Annotated in this window: 11 protein-coding genes and 2 rRNA genes; 3 read left to right on the top strand and 10 right to left on the bottom strand. The window is 65.6% G+C overall.

The features are described from left to right. Positions 1-9: 9 nt before the first annotated feature. The 4 genes from EVS81_RS14540 to EVS81_RS14525 all read right to left on the bottom strand — a co-directional run bounded on the left by EVS81_RS14540 (position 10) and on the right by EVS81_RS14525 (position 6,462). Positions 10-3,114, bottom strand: a 23S ribosomal RNA gene (locus EVS81_RS14540). Positions 3,115-3,586: 472 nt separating this feature from the next. Further along, positions 3,587-5,113, bottom strand: a 16S ribosomal RNA gene (locus tag EVS81_RS14535). Together the 16S and 23S rRNA genes form the textbook arrangement of a ribosomal RNA operon. 840 nt (positions 5,114-5,953) lie before the next feature. Then, positions 5,954-6,217, bottom strand: coding sequence for a hypothetical protein (locus EVS81_RS14530; protein WP_130111008.1), 264 nt, complete (start codon positions 6,215-6,217; stop codon positions 5,954-5,956). Then, positions 6,214-6,462, bottom strand: a complete 249-nt coding sequence (locus EVS81_RS14525) for a hypothetical protein (RefSeq protein WP_130111007.1) — start codon at positions 6,460-6,462, stop codon at positions 6,214-6,216. The genes EVS81_RS14530 and EVS81_RS14525 overlap by 4 nt, the downstream gene beginning before the upstream one ends. 158 nt (positions 6,463-6,620) lie before the next feature. Here EVS81_RS14525 and tgt point away from each other — a divergent pair, with 158 nt between their 5' ends. Then, positions 6,621-7,952, top strand: coding sequence for a tRNA guanosine(34) transglycosylase Tgt (gene tgt, locus EVS81_RS14520; RefSeq protein WP_130111006.1), 1,332 nt, complete (start codon positions 6,621-6,623; stop codon positions 7,950-7,952). A 52-nt stretch (positions 7,953-8,004) separates the two neighbouring features. On the opposite strand, the gene EVS81_RS14515 is transcribed toward tgt, so the two are convergent. Genes EVS81_RS14515 through EVS81_RS14495 form a run of 5 tightly spaced genes read right to left on the bottom strand, consistent with a single transcriptional unit; the run spans position 8,005 to position 13,619 of the window. Next, positions 8,005-8,793 (bottom strand): queuosine precursor transporter, encoded by a 789-nt coding sequence (locus tag EVS81_RS14515; RefSeq protein WP_240739875.1) that lies wholly within the window; start codon positions 8,791-8,793, stop codon positions 8,005-8,007. A 58-nt stretch (positions 8,794-8,851) separates the two neighbouring features. Then, positions 8,852-9,844, bottom strand: coding sequence for an NAD(P)/FAD-dependent oxidoreductase (locus tag EVS81_RS14510; protein WP_130111005.1), 993 nt, complete (start codon positions 9,842-9,844; stop codon positions 8,852-8,854). Then, positions 9,841-11,400, bottom strand: coding sequence for a glutamate--tRNA ligase (gltX, locus tag EVS81_RS14505; RefSeq protein ID WP_130111004.1), 1,560 nt, complete (start codon positions 11,398-11,400; stop codon positions 9,841-9,843). The genes EVS81_RS14510 and gltX overlap by 4 nt, the downstream gene beginning before the upstream one ends. 6 nt (positions 11,401-11,406) lie before the next feature. Further along, positions 11,407-12,672: an MFS transporter gene (locus EVS81_RS14500; protein WP_165384280.1), complete on the bottom strand. Its 1,266-nt coding sequence runs from the start codon at positions 12,670-12,672 to the stop codon at positions 11,407-11,409. Further along, positions 12,669-13,619: a LysR family transcriptional regulator gene (locus tag EVS81_RS14495; RefSeq protein ID WP_130111002.1), complete on the bottom strand. Its 951-nt coding sequence runs from the start codon at positions 13,617-13,619 to the stop codon at positions 12,669-12,671. The genes EVS81_RS14500 and EVS81_RS14495 overlap by 4 nt, the downstream gene beginning before the upstream one ends. 93 nt (positions 13,620-13,712) lie before the next feature. Between EVS81_RS14495 and EVS81_RS14490 the strand changes: the two genes are divergently transcribed. Together EVS81_RS14490 and EVS81_RS14485 are read left to right on the top strand one after the other, a co-directional pair. Further along, positions 13,713-14,792, top strand: coding sequence for an aminotransferase class V-fold PLP-dependent enzyme (locus EVS81_RS14490; RefSeq protein ID WP_130111001.1), 1,080 nt, complete (start codon positions 13,713-13,715; stop codon positions 14,790-14,792). A gap of 255 nt (positions 14,793-15,047) precedes the next feature. Next, positions 15,048-16,097 (top strand): hypothetical protein, encoded by a 1,050-nt coding sequence (locus EVS81_RS14485; protein WP_130111000.1) that lies wholly within the window; start codon positions 15,048-15,050, stop codon positions 16,095-16,097. A 137-nt stretch (positions 16,098-16,234) separates the two neighbouring features. Here the strand turns inward: EVS81_RS14485 and rlmN are convergent, their stop codons facing one another. Then, entirely contained in the window at positions 16,235-17,536 is a 1,302-nt protein-coding gene (gene rlmN / locus EVS81_RS14480; protein ID WP_130110999.1) for a dual-specificity RNA methyltransferase RlmN, read from the bottom strand. Positions 17,537-17,560: the final 24 nt, after the last annotated feature.

Raw genomic sequence — 17,560 nt, 5'->3', positions numbered from 1 at the left:
GGTGGGATGTAAGTCAAGTTGTCGGCTTATTAGTACCAGTCAGCTCCACACGTTGCCGTGCTTCCACATCTGGCCTATCAACCCAGTCATCTACTGGGAGCCTCACACCCGCTAAGGGGTAGGGAGATCTCATCTCGAGGCCGGCTTCCCGCTTAGATGCTTTCAGCGGTTATCCATCCCGAACGTAGCCAACCAGCCATGCCCTTGGCAGAACAACTGGCACACCAGAGGTCCGTCCAACCCGGTCCTCTCGTACTAGGGTCAGATCCTCTCAAATCTCCAACGCGCGCAGAGGATAGGGACCGAACTGTCTCACGACGTTCTAAACCCAGCTCGCGTACCGCTTTAATGGGCGAACAGCCCAACCCTTGGGACCAACTCCAGCCCCAGGATGCGACGAGCCGACATCGAGGTGCCAAACCATGCCGTCGATATGGACTCTTGGGCAAGATCAGCCTGTTATCCCCGAGGTACCTTTTATCCGTTGAGCGACAGCGCTTCCACAAGCCACTGCCGGATCACTAGTCCCGACTTTCGTCCCTGCTCGACCTGTCAGTCTCACAGTCAAGCTCCCTTGTGCACTTACACTCGCCACCTGATTGCCAACCAGGTTGAGGGAACCTTTGGGCGCCTCCGTTACTTTTTGGGAGGCAACCGCCCCAGTTAAACTACCCACCAGGCACTGTCCCAGAACCCGATCAGGGTCCGTAGTTAGATATCCAATATGACCAGAGTGGTATTTCAACAATGACTCCACCCGAACTAGCGTCCGAGCTTCACAGTCTCCCACCTATCCTACACAAGCCACACCGAACACCAATACCAAGCTGTAGTAAAGGTCACGGGGTCTTTCCGTCCTTCTGCGCGTAACGAGCATCTTTACTCGTACTGCAATTTCGCCGAGTTCACGGTGGAGACAGCTGGGAAGTCGTTACGCCATTCGTGCAGGTCGGAACTTACCCGACAAGGAATTTCGCTACCTTAGGATGGTTATAGTTACCACCGCCGTTTACTGGGGCTTAAATTCAAAGCTTCGACCGAAGTCTAACCTCTCCTCTTAACCTTCCAGCACCGGGCAGGCGTCAGTCCGTATACGTCCACTTGCGTGTTGGCACGGACCTGTGTTTTTAGTAAACAGTCGCTTCCCACTGGTCTCTGCGGCCACCACACCCTTTCCGGAGTAAATCCGTATAAGTGGATGGCCCCCCTTCTCCCGAAGTTACGGGGGCATTTTGCCGAGTTCCTTCACCATGATTATCTCGATCTCCTGAGTATTCTCTACCTGACCACCTGAGTCGGTTTGGGGTACGGGCAACAGCAAACCTCACGTCGATGCTTTTCTCGGCAGCATAGGATCACCAGCTTCCCCATACGGGTCCGCATCGTATCTCACCCTTCACGTCACGATCTCTTAAAAAGTGACAGGCTACATACTTACACCGGGACAACCATCGCCCGGCACTGGCTACCTTCCTGCGTCACACCTCACGCTCACCACCCCAGTTCGGGTTCACAGCCGCCACCCGGCTTCACCCGAAGGATCCACCAAGTCTTGGTTTGTTTAGCACTACTGGTTAGGTCTTTGACGGTTTACCGCCGGTACGGGAATATCAACCCGTTGTCCATCGACTACGCCTGTCGGCCTCGCCTTAGGTCCCGACTTACCCAGGGCAGATTAGCTTGACCCTGGAACCCTTGGTCTTCCGGAGGACGGGTTTCTCACCCGTCTTTCGCTACTCATGCCTGCATTCTCACTCGTGTGGCATCCACGACTGGATCACTCCGCCGCTTCACTCGCCACACGACGCTCTCCTACCCATCCATACGGCTGGACCACGAAGGCCTACCTGTTATATGAATGCCGCAACTTCGGTGGTGTGCTTGAGCCCCGTTACATTGTCGGCGCGGAATCACTTGACCAGTGAGCTATTACGCACTCTTTCAAGGGTGGCTGCTTCTAAGCCAACCTCCTGGTTGTCACAGCAACTCCACATCCTTTTCCACTTAGCACACGCTTAGGGACCTTAGTTGGCGATCTGGGTTGTTTCCCTCTCGACAATGAAGCTTATCCCCCACTGTCTCACTGCTGCGCTCTCACTTACCGGCATTCGGAGTTTAGCTGACGTCAGTAACCTTGTAGGGCCCATCGGCCATCCAGTAGCTCTACCTCCGGCAAGAAACACGCAACGCTGCACCTAAATGCATTTCGGAGAGAACCAGCTATCACGAAGTTTGATTGGCCTTTCACCCCTATCCACAGCTCATCCCCTCAGTTTTCAACCTAAGTGGGTTCGGCCCTCCACGACGTCTTACCGTCGCTTCAGCCTGGCCATGGATAGATCACTTCGCTTCGGGTCTAGGACATGCGACTGAATCGCCCTATTCAGACTCGCTTTCGCTACGGCTACCCCACACGGGTTAACCTCGCCACATATCGCTAACTCGCAGGCTCATTCTTCAAAAGGCACGCCGTCACCAGTACAAGCTGGCTCCGACGGATTGTAAGCAAACGGTTTCAGGTACTCTTTCACTCCCCTCCCGGGGTACTTTTCACCTTTCCCTCACGGTACTAGTCCGCTATCGGTCATCTGGGAGTATTTAGGCTTATCAGGTGGTCCTGACAGATTCACACGGGATTTCTCGGGCCCCGTGCTACTTGGGATACACACCACGCAGTGCCACCATTTCGGATACGGGACTCTCACCCACTCCGGTCCGCCGTTCCAAGCGGTTCTCCTATAGCTACACATTCACGTCGAAGACTCAGCAGCGTCTTCCGGCATGTCCCACAACCCCGACCATGCAACCCCTGCCAGGTATCACACACGATCGGTTTAGCCTCATCCGGGTTCGCTCGCCACTACTACCGGAATCACATGTTGTTTTCTCTTCCTGTGGGTACTGAGATGTTTCACTTCCCCACGTTCCCTCTACCCGCCCTATATATTCAGGCGGGAGTCACCAGGTACGCACGCGCCCTGGCGGGGTTTCCCCATTCGGAAATCCTCGAATCACAGCCCGTTTATCGGCTCCCCGAGGCTTATCGCAGATTACTACGTCCTTCTTCGGCTCCAGATGCCAAGGCATCCACCGTTTGCTCTTTGAAACTTGAAATCACATAAGCAATCAATTAGAACACGCACCCACCCGATCATCCCGAAAGAATCACAGACGATGCGCGACCAATGAAATTAAAGTAAATCAGCCACCATCAACCACACCCCCCGCAAACGGGAAGCGCGCTCAACGCTGGCTAAGATGCTCGCGTCCACTGTGTAGTTCTCAACGTACGGCCGATCCCGCAATCAACGAACAACACGTTCCGTGACCGCGGGTCAGAAGTCTCAGTCCACCCACCCACAAAGGGCGAGCCGGCTGGTCCTCCAGGACCCAATAGTATGCACCCGACGCAACACCCCGAACCGCGCATGCCCGTTCCAACCACTCCCGAAGAAGCGGCGTACTGAAACCCACACGATCAAAGCATTGCTTGTTGTCATATGTTCCACCCATGAGCGACTCGCAACGAACATTCGCCGTTGTTCGAGTCAATCTACGGAACCCGAAAGTTCCGAGTGCTCCTTAGAAAGGAGGTGATCCAGCCGCACCTTCCGGTACGGCTACCTTGTTACGACTTAGTCCTAATCACCAGTCCCACCTTCGACAGCTCCCTCCACAAGGGTTAGGCCACCGGCTTCGGGTGTTACCGACTTTCATGACTTGACGGGCGGTGTGTACAAGGCCCGGGAACGTATTCACCGCAGCGTTGCTGATCTGCGATTACTAGCGACTCCGACTTCATGGGGTCGAGTTGCAGACCCCAATCCGAACTGAGACCGGCTTTTTGGGATTCGCTCCACCTTACGGTATCGCAGCCCTTTGTACCGGCCATTGTAGCATGCGTGAAGCCCAAGACATAAGGGGCATGATGATTTGACGTCATCCCCACCTTCCTCCGTGTTGACCACGGCAGTATCCCATGAGTTCCCGGCATAACCCGCTGGCAACATAGGACGAGGGTTGCGCTCGTTGCCGGACTTAACCGAACATCTCACGACACGAGCTGACGACAACCATGCACCACCTGTATAGAAGTGTCCAAAGAGTCCTGCATCTCTGCAGTGTTCTTCTACATGTCAAGCCTTGGTAAGGTTCTTCGCGTTGCATCGAATTAATCCGCATGCTCCGCCGCTTGTGCGGGCCCCCGTCAATTCCTTTGAGTTTTAGCCTTGCGGCCGTACTCCCCAGGCGGGGAACTTAATGCGTTAGCTACGACACAGAACCCGTGGAACAGGCCCTACATCTAGTTCCCAACGTTTACGGCATGGACTACCAGGGTATCTAATCCTGTTCGCTCCCCATGCTTTCGCTCCTCAGCGTCAGTTACGGCCCAGAGATCTGCCTTCGCCATCGGTGTTCCTCCTGATATCTGCGCATTCCACCGCTACACCAGGAATTCCAATCTCCCCTACCGCACTCTAGCTTGCCCGTACCCACTGCAGGCCCGAGGTTGAGCCTCGGGTTTTCACAGCAGACGCGACAAGCCGCCTACGAGCTCTTTACGCCCAATAATTCCGGACAACGCTTGCACCCTACGTATTACCGCGGCTGCTGGCACGTAGTTAGCCGGTGCTTTTTCTCCAGGTACCGTCACTTTCGCTTCTTCCCTGACAAAAGAGGTTTACAACCCGAAGGCCGTCATCCCTCACGCGGCGTTGCTGCATCAGGCTTGCGCCCATTGTGCAATATTCCCCACTGCTGCCTCCCGTAGGAGTCTGGGCCGTGTCTCAGTCCCAGTGTGGCCGGTCACCCTCTCAGGCCGGCTACCCGTCGTCGCCATGGTGAGCCATTACCTCACCATCAAGCTGATAGGCCGCGAGTCCATCCCGAACCGATAAATCTTTCCACCTGCACACCATGCGGTGACAGGACATATCCAGTATTAGACGCCGTTTCCAGCGCTTATCCCAGAGTTCGGGGCAGGTTACTCACGTGTTACTCACCCGTTCGCCACTCATCCACCCAGAGCAAGCTCCAAGCTTCAGCGTTCGACTTGCATGTGTTAAGCACGCCGCCAGCGTTCGTCCTGAGCCAGGATCAAACTCTCCGTAAAAAACAAAAGCGAACACAACCCGGGAAAAACGGGCCATGACGCGAGTTTGACCTGACAACAGAAACCATCAATACTGACGATCTCGTTATCCAAAAAGGAATCACCAACACCAACCAGAAAACCAGTCGATGCCGGGGATTAAATAAATTGGCATATGACAATCAAGTGCACACTATTGAGTTCTCAAAGACCAGACACCACCCGTCACCCCCCACCAACCGGCAAGAAAGCTCCGAACAGCAACCTGTCTAACTTACCACCCCGACTTGCACTTCGCAAATCCGCTCCACTCGCAGTGAGTGAGCATGAGAAACTTAACCTCTTCGAGGAAGTATCTCAGTGGTGAGATCGAGAGTCTCACTTTACACACTCGGACAGAACTTATCAAGTCCCAACCAGGGTGATCTTCGTGAGATCCGATTCGCTACCGATCCGGGCCGCTTTCGCGTCCCGCTCCGTCGCGCTGACAAGGGAATACATTACGCGGATCCCCAGGGGCCTGCAACACAGCCACGGATCCCGGGCGTGTCTCCGCATGATTCCGCCGAATCGGGATCTCCTCGCCTCCCCGAGACATCGCCTCGCATCTGCGGAGAAGCCCGGGAAGTCGGGGATTTCGCCTGAGAACGCCGGTTTCCCGGGCGCGTCGTCCAAGCTTCACCGCGGGGGCGCGCCACAGGGAGGTCATCGCTGCCGCAGCCCGGCGTTGAGGCCGCCGAGTATGCCGCCGGCCTCCCACCGGACCGCCCTGCCGCACCCCCTCCGCACCCCCTCCGCGCCTCCGCCGCGCCTCCGCCGCGCACCCCGCCCGACGCATCCCGCCCAACGCATCCCGCCACTTCAGGCTGCGGTCGCACCCCGCTGGGCTCGCCGCCGCGCACGCCGGGTCGTCGGCGTGTAGCTCTGCGGCGTGATCCCCCGCACCCGGAGGGGCAGCGCGGCGGAGGCCGTGCCGATCCCCCGCGCGCGCCAGCGCTCCGCCTCGCCCAGGTCCACGCCGTCGACGAGCCACTCGCGCGCCTGCAGCAGCGTGAACCCTCGCGCGAGCCATTCGCGATACTCCTCGGGCCCCGGTCCGCCCGCAGTCCCCAACGCCGTCTTCACGATCCTGCTCCCCTCTTCCGCTCGAGTCGCGCACCCCGTCCGTATTTCTGATGCACCGCCTGCTTCGAGACGCCGAGCACCGACGCGATCGCGGCCCAGCTCTCCCCCGCGTTGCGGGCTCGCCGCACGAGCACCGCTTCCTGCCGCTCCAGCTCGCGCCGCATCCGCATCACGGCGTCGAGGGCGATGAGCGCGTTCTCGTTCTCGCTCGCATCCGCGAGCTCCCGCAGCTTGTCGACGTCCATGCGTCAATGTTGCTTGACGATTGCCTCGAAGTCAAGCATTCTTGACGAATGTTCGCCCGGAGCGACAGCCGCAGCACCCCCGCTGCACCTCATCCGCTTCCCCAACTGCTTGCCGCATCCCGCACAAGCGCACAACACGGGAGTGCTTAGATGGACGGGTGAACGAGAGCCCCGCACCAACGCGCCCCCTGCCCTCCCCCGCCGACTTCGGATTCGACATCGCCCACCGGCTCGAACGGGGCGGCGTTCGCGGCACGGGCGATCAGCCGCTGGGACGTGCGGGCACGATCCGCACACCGCACGGGGACATCCAGACGCCGGCCTTCGTCCCGGTGGGCACCAAGGCGACCGTCAAGGCGCTGCTTCCGGCGACGGTGCGCGAGCTGGGCGGGCAGGCCGTCCTCGCGAACGCCTACCACCTCTTCCTGCAACCGGGCAGCGACCTCGTCGACGAGGCCGGCGGGCTCGGACGGTTCATGAACTGGGACGGTCCCACGTTCACGGACTCCGGCGGGTTCCAGGTGATGTCGCTCGGCGTCGGCTTCAAGAAGGTGATCTCGATGGACGAGAACCTGCATCAGAGCGACGAGGTGATCGCCGAGAACAAGGAGCGCCTCGCCCACGTCGACGAGGACGGCGTCACGTTCAAGTCCTTCCTCAACGGCGACCGCCACCGATTCACTCCCGAAGTATCGATGCGCATTCAGCATCAGCTGGGCGCCGACATCATCTTCGCGTTCGACGAGTGCACCACGCTCTTCAACACCCGCCGCTACCAGGAGGACTCCGTGGATCGCACCGCCCGCTGGGCCGTGCGCTGCCTCGACGAGCACGCCCGGCAGACCGCGGAGCGCGCGCACCGCCCCTACCAGGCGCTCTTCGGGGTGGTGCAGGGCGCCCAGTACGAGGATCTGCGGCGCGCGGCCGCACGCGGGCTAGCGGAGATGACCGGTGCGGAGGCCGACGGGCAGCGATTCGACGGCTTCGGGATCGGCGGCGCCCTCGACAAGAGCGAGCTCGGGACGATCGTCGGCTGGGTGAACGACGAGCTCCCCGAGAACAAGCCCCGCCACCTGCTCGGCATCTCGGAGCCCGATGATCTCTTCGTGGCGATCGCGGCGGGCGCCGACACCTTCGACTGCGTCGCCCCCTCGCGGCAGGCGCGCGGCGGCACGATGTACTCGAGCACGGGTCGGATCAACGCGAAGTCGGCCGCGCAGCGGCGTCGCTTCGAGCCATTGGATCCCGAGTGCGACTGCTACACGTGCGAGAACTACACCGCCGCGTATCTGCACCACCTCTTCAAGGCGAAGGAGATGCTGGCCTCAACGCTGGCGACGATCCACAACGAACGATTCATCGTTCGGCTGGTCGACCGGATCCGCCAATCGATCATCGACGACAGCTTCGCCGAGCTGCGCGACGAGGTGCTCGGCCGGCAGTACGGCCCGGATTTCGCGCGGAAGACCGCGGCGCAGTCGCCGCGATAGGCGGCTCGGGATCCCTGACGTGCGGGATCCCTCACCGCTCAGCGGACCCGCGCTACGCCGCGGCCCGCTCTTCGGCCGCGCGAACCGCGCGGATCACCCGGGTCGTCACGGGCAGCAGCACGACCTCGGCCAGCACCTTGACCACGTAACCGAGCACCACGTACATCACGAAGTCGATACCGGTGATGATCCCGGCGAACGCGATCGTGCAGAACAGCAGCGTGTCGAGCAACTGCCCGGCGACCGTCGAGGCGATGAGGCGGGTGCGCAGGAAACGACCGGAGGTGCGCCGGCGCAGGCGATCGAGCACCCAGGCGTTCAGCAACTGCCCCGCTAGGAAGGCGATGAGGCTCGCGGCGACGATGCGCGGCACGAAGCCCAGCACTGCGGCGAAGGCGTCCTGATTCTCCCAGCCGTCGGCGGGCGGCGACATCTGCACCGCGAGGATGGTGAGCGAGGCGACGAGGGCCAGGGCGAACGCCGTGAAGATCGCGCGGCGCGAGGCTTTCAGCCCGTAGACCTCGGCGAGCACGTCGCCGAGGATGTACGCGAGGGGGAACAGGAAGACGCCGCCGTCGAAGACGAGGGGAAGCGCGAACTCGCCGAGCGGAATCGCGCCGAACGCGATCGGCTTGACCGCGACCACGTTGGAGATGAGGAGGATGCCGACGAACGCCGCCATGATGACCGCGTATCGGGCGCCCGCCTGCGACGCGCGCGCAGCGACGGGCTGGGGCTGGCCGGTTCCGGCTGCCGGGTCGACGCCCGGCTGCCCAGACCCCGCGTCATCCGGGGTGCGCCCGGCCGCTCGTTCCTCGGTCATAGTCGTTCTCTCATTCACAGTGGTCTCCTCGGGGATTCCGTTCGGCGGTGATCGAACCCGGGCGGATCCGATCGAGTCAGTGATCCGTCTGCCCGACGCCGACGGCGCCGCGGATCATGTCCATGTTGAGCTTCGCCGCGACGCGCGCACCACTGCCCGCCGCGATGATGAGCTGCTGGGGGCCGGGCGGCACGATGTCGCCCACCGCGTACACGCCGCGGATCGACGTCTCGCCGCGATCGTTCACCGCGACGAGGCCCCAGTCGTCGCGGTCGATGTCGAGGTCTCCCAAGAACTCGACGGGGGCATGCCACCGCGGGCGCACGAAGCCGCCGACGCGCGGGATCACCTCGCCGTCGACGAGCCGCACACCCGTCATCTCGGCCCGCTCGCCGACGATGTCGTCGATCGGACGACGCTCGACGCGGATGCCGATCGACGCGAGCTGCTGCTCCTGGAGCGGGAGCACAGCGTCGGCGCCGTTGGTGAAGACGATCAGGTCGGAGCTGAAGCGGCTGATGAGCAGCGCCCGCGCGAACACGTCGGAGGTCTCGCCGATGAGCGCGAGCGGCTCGTCGGACTTCTCGAACCCGTCGCACTCGACGCAGCTGTGGAGCGCCGTGCCGTAGTAGGCGCGGATCATCGGGAGCGCGGGGAGCTCCTCGGTGAGGCCAGCGGCGATGAGCACGCGGCGGGCCACGAACTCGACGTCGGCCGCGCCGCGGATTCCGGTGCCGCGCACCCGGAACCCGATCCCGTCCGGGAATCCGACGGCTCGCGCCTCCTCAGCGCTCAGCGGCACCACCTCCCGCGTGAGCGCCTGCGCATAGATCGCGGTCGGATAGGACTCGAACTCCTCGCGGCCGAGGCGGCGCAGTTCGAGCGGGGGCGCACCGTCACGCGTCAGGAAGCCGTGCGACCGAAGGGTCGCCGAGTGCCGGGGACGATTGCTGTCGAGGATCGCGATCCGTCGATTGGCCCGCACCAGCTGCAGGCCCGCGGACAGCCCGGCGGGCCCGCCGCCGATCACGGCGACGCCGATGGGAGCCTCGCGATCCTCGGCCGTCATGCCCGCGGCTCCGCCCCTTCCGCGAGCTGCGCATCGAGACGGCCCAGGCGCGCGAGGGATTCCTCGCGGCCCAGCAGCTCGAACGACTCGAACAGCGGAGGCGACACACGGCGCCCGGAGGCCGCGACCCGCAGCGGCCCGAAGGCGAGGCGAGGCTTGAGACCCATGCGCTCGATGAGAGCTGCCTGCAGCGCGTCCTGGATGGGCTCCGTGCGCCACGACTCCTCGGAAAGCGCCTCGAGCGCGGCGATACCGGCGCGGAGCACCTCGGGGGCGTCGCCCTTGAGGGACTTCAGCGCGTCGTCCTCGTACACGAGTGCATCGGCGGTCGTGAACAGGAAGCCGAGCATGCCGACCGCCTCGGAGAGCACCGTGATGCGGGTCTGCACGAGCGGCACCGCGGCTCGCACGGTGGCAAGCTGCGCATCGGTGGGCTCGACCGGCAGCGCACCGCCGGCGATGAGATAGGGCAGGATGCGCCGGCCGAAATCTTCCTCGTCGAGCAGCCGGATGTGATCGGCGTTGATCGCGTCGGCCTTCTTCTGGTCGAAGCGCGCGGGGTTCGGGTTGACGTCCGCCACGTCGAATGCGGCCACCATCTCGGCGCTCGTGAAGATGTCGCGATCCGGCGCGAGCGACCAGCCGAGGAGCGACAGGTAGTTGAGCAGCCCCTCAGGGATGAAGCCGCGCGCACGGTGATTGAGCAGGTTCGATTCCGGATCGCGCTTCGAGAGCTTCTTGTTGCCCTCGCCCATCACGTAGGGCAGGTGGCCGAAGCGCGGGATCGCGGGCTCGATGCCGAGCTCGACGAGCGCCCGGTGCAGCGCGATCTGACGCGGCGTCGACGACAGCAGGTCCTCTCCCCGGAGCACGTGGGTGATGCCCATGAGCGCGTCGTCGACGGGATTGGTGAGCGTGTAGAGCGGGGCTCCGCCCGGGCGCACCACGACGAAATCAATTGTGGAGCCGGCCGGGAACGAGATGTCGCCGCGCACCAGGTCGTCGAACGAGAGGTCGGTGTCGGGGACGCGGAAGCGCAGCGCCGGCTCGCGCCCCTCGGCACGGAACGCCTCGCGCTGCTCCTCCGTGAGGTCGCGGTCGTAATTGTCGTAGCCCAGCTGCTTCGGACGCCCGGCTGCCGCGTTGCGCGCGTCGATCTCTTCCGCCGTGGAGTAGCTCTCGTAGAGGTATCCGGCCTCCTGCAGGCGCGCCGCGATGTCGCGGTAGACGTCGCCGCGCTGCGACTGCCGGTAGGGCCCGTGCGGCCCGCCGACGTCGATGCCCTCATCCCAGTCGAGGCCGAGCCACCGCAAGGAGTCGAGGATCTGCGCGTAGCTCTCCTCGCTGTCTCGCGCCGCATCGGTGTCTTCGATGCGGAACACGAAGGTGCCTCCGGTGTGCCGGGCGTAGGCCCAGTTGAAGAGCGCGGTGCGCACCATGCCCACGTGCGGGGTGCCCGTGGGCGAGGGGCAGAAGCGCACGCGCACGTCGCTCCCGGAAGCGGTGGAGAACACGGGGCCCGCGGCGGCGGTCTGGGGGAAGGTGTGAGCTGACATCGTGTTCTAGTGTACTGAGTCGCGCCGGGACCGGAGGAGCGCCGTCGCGACGACGCCGAGGACGATGAGCGCCCCGGCGACCCCGGCGAGCACCGGGAATCCGCCTGCGGCGAAGATCGCGCCCGAGGCTGCACCGAACACGGCTCCCGCAGCGTTCATGATCGTGTCCGACTGCCCCTGCCGCCGCGGACGCACCTCCAGCGGGGTGACCTCGGTGAGCAGCGCGGATCCGGCGACCGTCACCATGCTCCACCCGATCCCGAGCAGCACCAGTGCAGTCTGGATCACCGGCATCGACTCTCCCCCGGTTCCGGCACCCACGGCCGCGAGCGCGAGCACCGCGAAGCCGAGTAGCACGACCGGCCGCGTGCCGATGCGGCCGGCCAGCATGCCGAACACCGGCGAGAGCGCGTACATGCCCGCGATGTGCAGGCTGATGGTGAATCCGACGAGCGTGATGCTGCCGCCGTGGTGCGTGATGTGGAGCGGCGTCATCGCCATGATCCCCACCATGGTGGCGTGCGCCAGCGCGATGAGCGCGATCACGAGGAACTGCGCGCGGCGACCTCGCCCGGCCGTCGCCTCCGGGTGCGGGCCGTCGCCGGAGGGGCGCACAGCATCGGCCGAGCGCGCGACCGCCGCCAGCCTGCGGGACTCGATCAGCGGATCGGGGCGCAGCCCGATCCACACCACGAGCCCGGCGGCGAGCTGAGCACCGATGGTGAACACGAAGATGCCCGCGAGGCCGGGGAGGCCGAGGGCCTCGCCGACCGCTTCGCCCGGGGTGATGAGGTTGGGTCCGATGACGGCGCCTATGGTGATCGACCAGACGACGAGCGAGAGGTCGCGAGCTCGGTTCTCGGGCACTGCGAGGTCGGTGGCGGCGAACCGCGACTGGAGCTGCACGGCGCTCGCGACGCCCAGCACCGCGAGACCGGCGAACAGGAGCGGCGATGCCCCGGCCGCCGCCGCCGCGATGATCGCGACCGCGCCGAGTACGGCGATCGCGTTGCCCGAGGCGAGCGCGATGCGGCGCCCGCGGCGCGCAGCGAGCCGCGCCAATGGCATGCCCGCGAGCGCGGCACCGACCGCGTTCATCGTCGAGCCGAGTCCCGAGAGCGCATCGTTGCCGGTGATGTCCACGATGAGGAGCGCACCGGCGGAGAGCGACGCACCGACCCCGAGTCCTCCGAGCACCGTGGCCAGCGCGAGGATCGCGACGATGCGCGACTGCGTGCGCGTCGCGGGCAGTCGCTCCGTCGTCGCGGTCACGCGACGGTCTCCAAGCCCCACCGCGCGCCGTCGACTCCCGCGAGCAATCGCTTCGCCAGCCGCACCTGCGGGCTCTCGTTCGCGGTGGCCATGGAGACGAGGCCGATCGTGCGGTACCGGGGCGGATCCAGCTGGAGTGCGCAGGCGTCGTCCGGAAGCGTGCGCGCCGCCGCGAGCGCCAGGCCGGGCACGAGGGCGACGGCCCCGCCCGCGGCCGCCATCGCGAGCATCGCGGGCACGTTGTCCGTCTCCTGAATGATGTCGGGTTCGAAGCCCGCCTCCCCGGCAGCGCTGAGCAAGTGCCCCCGACACTTCTCGCACCCCGCGATCCAGTGCTCCGCGGCGAAGTCGCCGAGGCGCGCGGTCCCGTTCTCCGTGCCGCGTTCGCTCGACACCACGAGCTGCACCTCCTCGCGCCACAGCGGCATGAACGCACTGCCGGCGGGCAGCTCGGCAGCGCCCTCGTAGTCGAAGACCAGCGCGCAATCGACCTCTCCGTCGCGCAGCATCGCGGTCGCGGCGGGCGGCTCGGCCTCGCGATACTGCAGCGCGACGTCCGGGGCCTCCTGCCCCAGTTCGCGCATCAGCGCAGGAACGACCGTGGCGCTCGCACTGGGGAAGCCGACCAGGCGCAGGATGCCGGCGCGCTCACCGCGGAGATCGTCGATCGCGGCGATGGCGGCGTCGATCTCGGCGACGACCGTGCGCCCGTGATCGGCGAGGATCCGCCCGGCCGGCGTGAGTCGGATCCCCCGCCCGCTGCGCTCGATGAGGGGCACCGCGAGCCGGGTCTCGACGCGCTTGATGCGCTGACTCACGGCGGGCTGGCTCAGGCCGAGGCTGGCCGCCGCGGCGGTGAGCGAGCCGGTGGTCGCGAGTGCATGGAGGATGCGCAGCTCGGTCGAATCGATCGACCCCAGCGGGTCTGCGTGTCGAAGGGCGGTCATACCTCCGATGGTAGCGGATGCATAACCTCAACTGAAGCAAAAGATAAGAATGATTCTGTTTCATTATGACAGCTCGTCTCCTACCCTGTTCGCATGGGCCCCAGTCATTCCTCAGCTCAGTCCACCGGACAGCTCCCGCCCCGCTTCGACCTCGGGTTCGCGGCCGGGCCGGGGTACCTCTCCGCCTGCACGGCGGGGCTACCGTCGGCCGATACCGCAGCCGCCATGCGCGCGTTCGTGGACGAGTGGGAGCGCGGTCGTCTCGACGCACGAGCGCTCGGCGAGCAGGCGCGGCGCTGCCGCGACCTCTTCGCGGAGATCGCCGGCGTCCGGACGGATCGGGTCGCGCTCGGCACGCAGGTCTCGCAGCTCGTCTCCGTCGTGGGGACCTGCCTGCCCGACGGCGCCGAGGTGCTCTGCGCGGCAGGCGACTTCGCTTCGCTGGCGCACCCGCTGGAGCAGCTCGCGCACCGCGGAGTCCGCGTGCGCTTCGCGCCGGTGGAGCGGCTCGCCGACGAGGTGACCGAACGCACGGCGCTGGTCGCGTTCTCCCTCGTGCAGTCCGCCACCGGGGCCGTCGCCGACGCCGCTGCGATCACCGACGCCGCCGCACGCGCGGACGCCCGCACCCTCGTCGATCTCACGCAGTCGCTCGGCTGGCTGCCCGTCGGGGCGACCGGCTTCGACTTCACCGTCTGCCACGCGTACAAGTGGCTCTGCGCACCGCGCGGAACGGCGTTCCTCACCGTGCGCGAGGGACTCGACGACGCGCTCGTTCCGATCGCGGCCGGGTGGTGCTCGGCCGACGAGGTCTGGGAGTCGTGCTATGCCGGGCACACGCCGCTCGCGGCCGGTGCCGGACGGTTCGACGTCTCGCCCGCGTGGCCCGCGTTGGGCGGCACCGAGGCGGCGCTGCGCGGAATCGCCGCACTCGACCCCCGGGCCGTGCACGCGCACGACCTGACCCTGGCGAACGCCGCACGCGAGACGCTCGGCCTGCCCGCGGGCGACTCGGCGATCGTCACGTGGGCCGATCCCGACGGCCGCGACCTCGCCGCGCTCACCGCCCACGGGATCACGGCGTCGGGTCGCGCGGGCAATGCGCGCATCTCGTTCCATCTCTGGAACACCGTGGACGACGTGGAGATGCTCGCGCGAGCGCTCGGGCGCTGAGCCGGCGGACGCCCCACTCTGCCCCGCCCCACTCTGCCCGACCCCACTCTGCCCCGCCCTACTTTCGATTTCGAGGCCTCTGCGCTGCGCTATCATCGCGATAACGCAGCGCAGGGGCCTCGAATTCGCCCGGAACAATGGCGCGCTGGCTGCGAGTTTCGTTCACAACGGAACATCAGGACGACTGCCTGAGCAGTCATGCACAGATTCCGTGCCCCGGCGTTGCACGGTGCCGGATCTTGCGAGGATTCGAGCATGCCCCGACCGCCGTTTCCCCTCCCCGCGTCTCTCGGCCCGGTGTTCAGCGCGGCAGAGGCGCGGCGCGTTGGAGTGTCCGCCCGGCGCCTACGGCAGCCCGATGTCGTCCGGCTCGGCCCGGGCCTCTACCGGCGCCACCCCGAGAATCCTCCGAGCACGTACGGCACACACCCCGATCGGGCCTGGCGCGACCTGCAGATCGCGCAAGCGCGCGCCCTCGCTTCGAGCCTTGCTCACGGCCAGTTCTATGCGGGGTTCACGGCGGCGGCGCTCTGGGAGCTGCCAGTACCGCGCCCGACCCGCCGCGCCGAGACCCGTGCCGGCACCGGCCACGATCCGGGCCGCGGCTCCCGGGACCCGTGGCAGCCCGACGACCGGATCACGATCGGCTGCTGCACACCGCGGCGGATCAGTCGCAGGCACGGGCAGCGCGCACTCACCCTCTCCCCGCACCTGGCGACCGTCGTCGAGCACAATGGCCTGCCGGTCACCGATCCCGCGACGACGTGGGCCGTGGTCGCTCCCCTGCTCCGACGAGACGACGCGGTCGCCCTCGGCGACGCCATCATCCGCGATCACCGGATCGCCGGCACCACACGGTTCAGGCGCCCCCAACTCGCCACCGCGGAAGACCTCGCGGCCGCCTCGGCGCTGCGCTACCGCAGGCATTCCTCCCTGCTCGGAGAGCTGCTTCCGCTCCTCTCGACGCACAGCGCCTCACCGCCCGAGTCGCACCTGCGGCTGCGGATCCGTGAGTGGGAGCTGCCTGAGCCCGAGCTCGACTACGACGTGCGGGCAGCGAACGGGGTCCTCCTCGGGTGCAGCGAGTTCGCCTGGCCGCGCTATCGGCTTGCAGCGGAGTACGAGGGGGATCACCATCGCAAGGATGGTCCGCAGTGGAATCGCGACATCGAGAAGTACCACTACTACGAACGGCACGGCTGGGAGGCCGTCCGCGCGACGTCGTCGCTGCTGTACCGTCAGCAGCCCGAGCTGAGACGCCGCCTCGCAGAAGCCCTCCGCGATCGCGGCTGGGATGGACGGTGAGCGGCGATCCGGACTCGCCGCGATGCCAACTCGAACTCTCCCGAAACTCGAGGCTCCCCCGCTGCGGTACTCGCCGAATACTGCAGCGGAAGGGCCTCGGATTCGCGAGAGACCACCTGGGCGAGCGCCATTGTCCCTCAGGAGGCCGCGAACGCCGCCGCCTCCGCCTTGTCCTGCTCGGTGGCGACGAGCTGGCCGCAGGCGCCGTCGATCTCCTTGCCGCGGGTGTCGCGCAGCGTGGTCGGGATCCCCGCGGCGTTCAAGCGGTCGACGAACTCGCGGGTGACCTCGCGCGTCGACGCGGTCCAGATCGAACCGGGCGTCGGGTTGAGCGGGATCGGGTTCACGTGCACCCAGCCGCGGCCGCGCGCGTTGAGCTTCTCGGCGAGCAGATCGGCGCGCCAGCCGTGATCGTTCATGTCCTTGATGAGCGCGTACTCGATCGAGACGCGGCGCCCTGTCGTCTCGTAGTAGTGGTAGGCGGCGTCGAGCACCTCCTCGACCTTCCAGCGGCTGTTCACCGGGATCAGGTCGTCGCGCAGCTGGTCGTCGGGCGCGTGCAGCGACAGCGCGAAGGTGATGGGGATGTTCTCGTCGGCGAGTTTGCGGATCGCGGGGGCGAGCCCCACCGTCGACACCGTGATGCCGCGGGCCGACATGCCGAGTCCCTCTGGCGACGGCGCGATCATGCGGTGCACCGCATTCATCACGCGCTTGTAGTTGGCGAGCGGCTCGCCCATCCCCATGAACACGATGTTGTTGACGCGCTCGGTCTCCGCGCCGTTGCCCGCCTCGCGCTTGCGACCCAGGCCTCCCTCGGCGATCACCCGGTTGGCCTGCACGATCTGGTCGAGGATCTCGGCCGTCGACATGTTGCGGGTAAGCCCGGCCTGGCCGGTGGCGCAGAAGGGGCAGTTCATGCCGCAGCCGCACTGACTCGAGACGCAGAGCGTGATGCGGCCGGGATAGCGCATGAGCACCGACTCGACGAGCGCGCCGTCGAAGAGGCGCCACAAGAACTTGACCGTCGCGCCGTCGTCGGTGACGAGGCGCTTCACCTCGGTGAGCAGCGGCGGGAAGAACGCTCGGGCGAGTTCTTCACGGCGGTCCTTCGGCAGATCGGTCATCTGCTCGGGATCGGTGGTGCGGTGCTCGAAGTAGTGCTTGGAGAGCTGCTTCGCGCGGAACTTGGGCAGGCCCATCTCCACGACCTTCGCCTCGCGCTCAGCGAGCGTCAGGTCGGCGAGGTGGGTGGCGGGCTGCTTCACCCGGGGGGACGCGAACTGCAGCGTCGGGCGCCCGTCGGGGCTGGTGATCTGCGTCCAACCCTCCGCCTTGGGTCGCACCTGCGGACGCGACGCGTCTCCGCTTCGCGGACGGGTGCGGATCAACTTGCCTTCGGCAGGCTGCGCGTCATGGTTGAGCTTGTTCGGATCCATAGCGCCCCCATTCTCTCATCCCCG

The sequence above is a fragment of the Leucobacter triazinivorans genome, assembly GCF_004208635.1.
GTDB lineage: Bacteria > Actinomycetota > Actinomycetes > Actinomycetales > Microbacteriaceae > Leucobacter > Leucobacter triazinivorans.
The sequence above is the reverse complement of the archived record's forward strand: the minus strand, read 5'-3'. Positions and strand labels throughout refer to the sequence as shown.

Coding starts and splice junctions, on each gene's coding strand:
- EVS81_RS14525 (WP_130111007.1), bottom strand. CDS start 6,462: ATGGACGTCGACAAGCTGCGGGAGCTCGCGGATGCGAGCGAGAACGAG.
- EVS81_RS14510 (WP_130111005.1), bottom strand. CDS start 9,844: ATGACGGCCGAGGATCGCGAGGCTCCCATCGGCGTCGCCGTGATCGGC.
- gltX (WP_130111004.1), bottom strand. CDS start 11,400: ATGTCAGCTCACACCTTCCCCCAGACCGCCGCCGCGGGCCCCGTGTTC.
- EVS81_RS14495 (WP_130111002.1), bottom strand. CDS start 13,619: ATGACCGCCCTTCGACACGCAGACCCGCTGGGGTCGATCGATTCGACC.
- EVS81_RS14490 (WP_130111001.1), top strand. CDS start 13,713: ATGGGCCCCAGTCATTCCTCAGCTCAGTCCACCGGACAGCTCCCGCCC.
- EVS81_RS14485 (WP_130111000.1), top strand. CDS start 15,048: ATGCCCCGACCGCCGTTTCCCCTCCCCGCGTCTCTCGGCCCGGTGTTC.
- rlmN (WP_130110999.1), bottom strand. CDS start 17,536: ATGGATCCGAACAAGCTCAACCATGACGCGCAGCCTGCCGAAGGCAAG.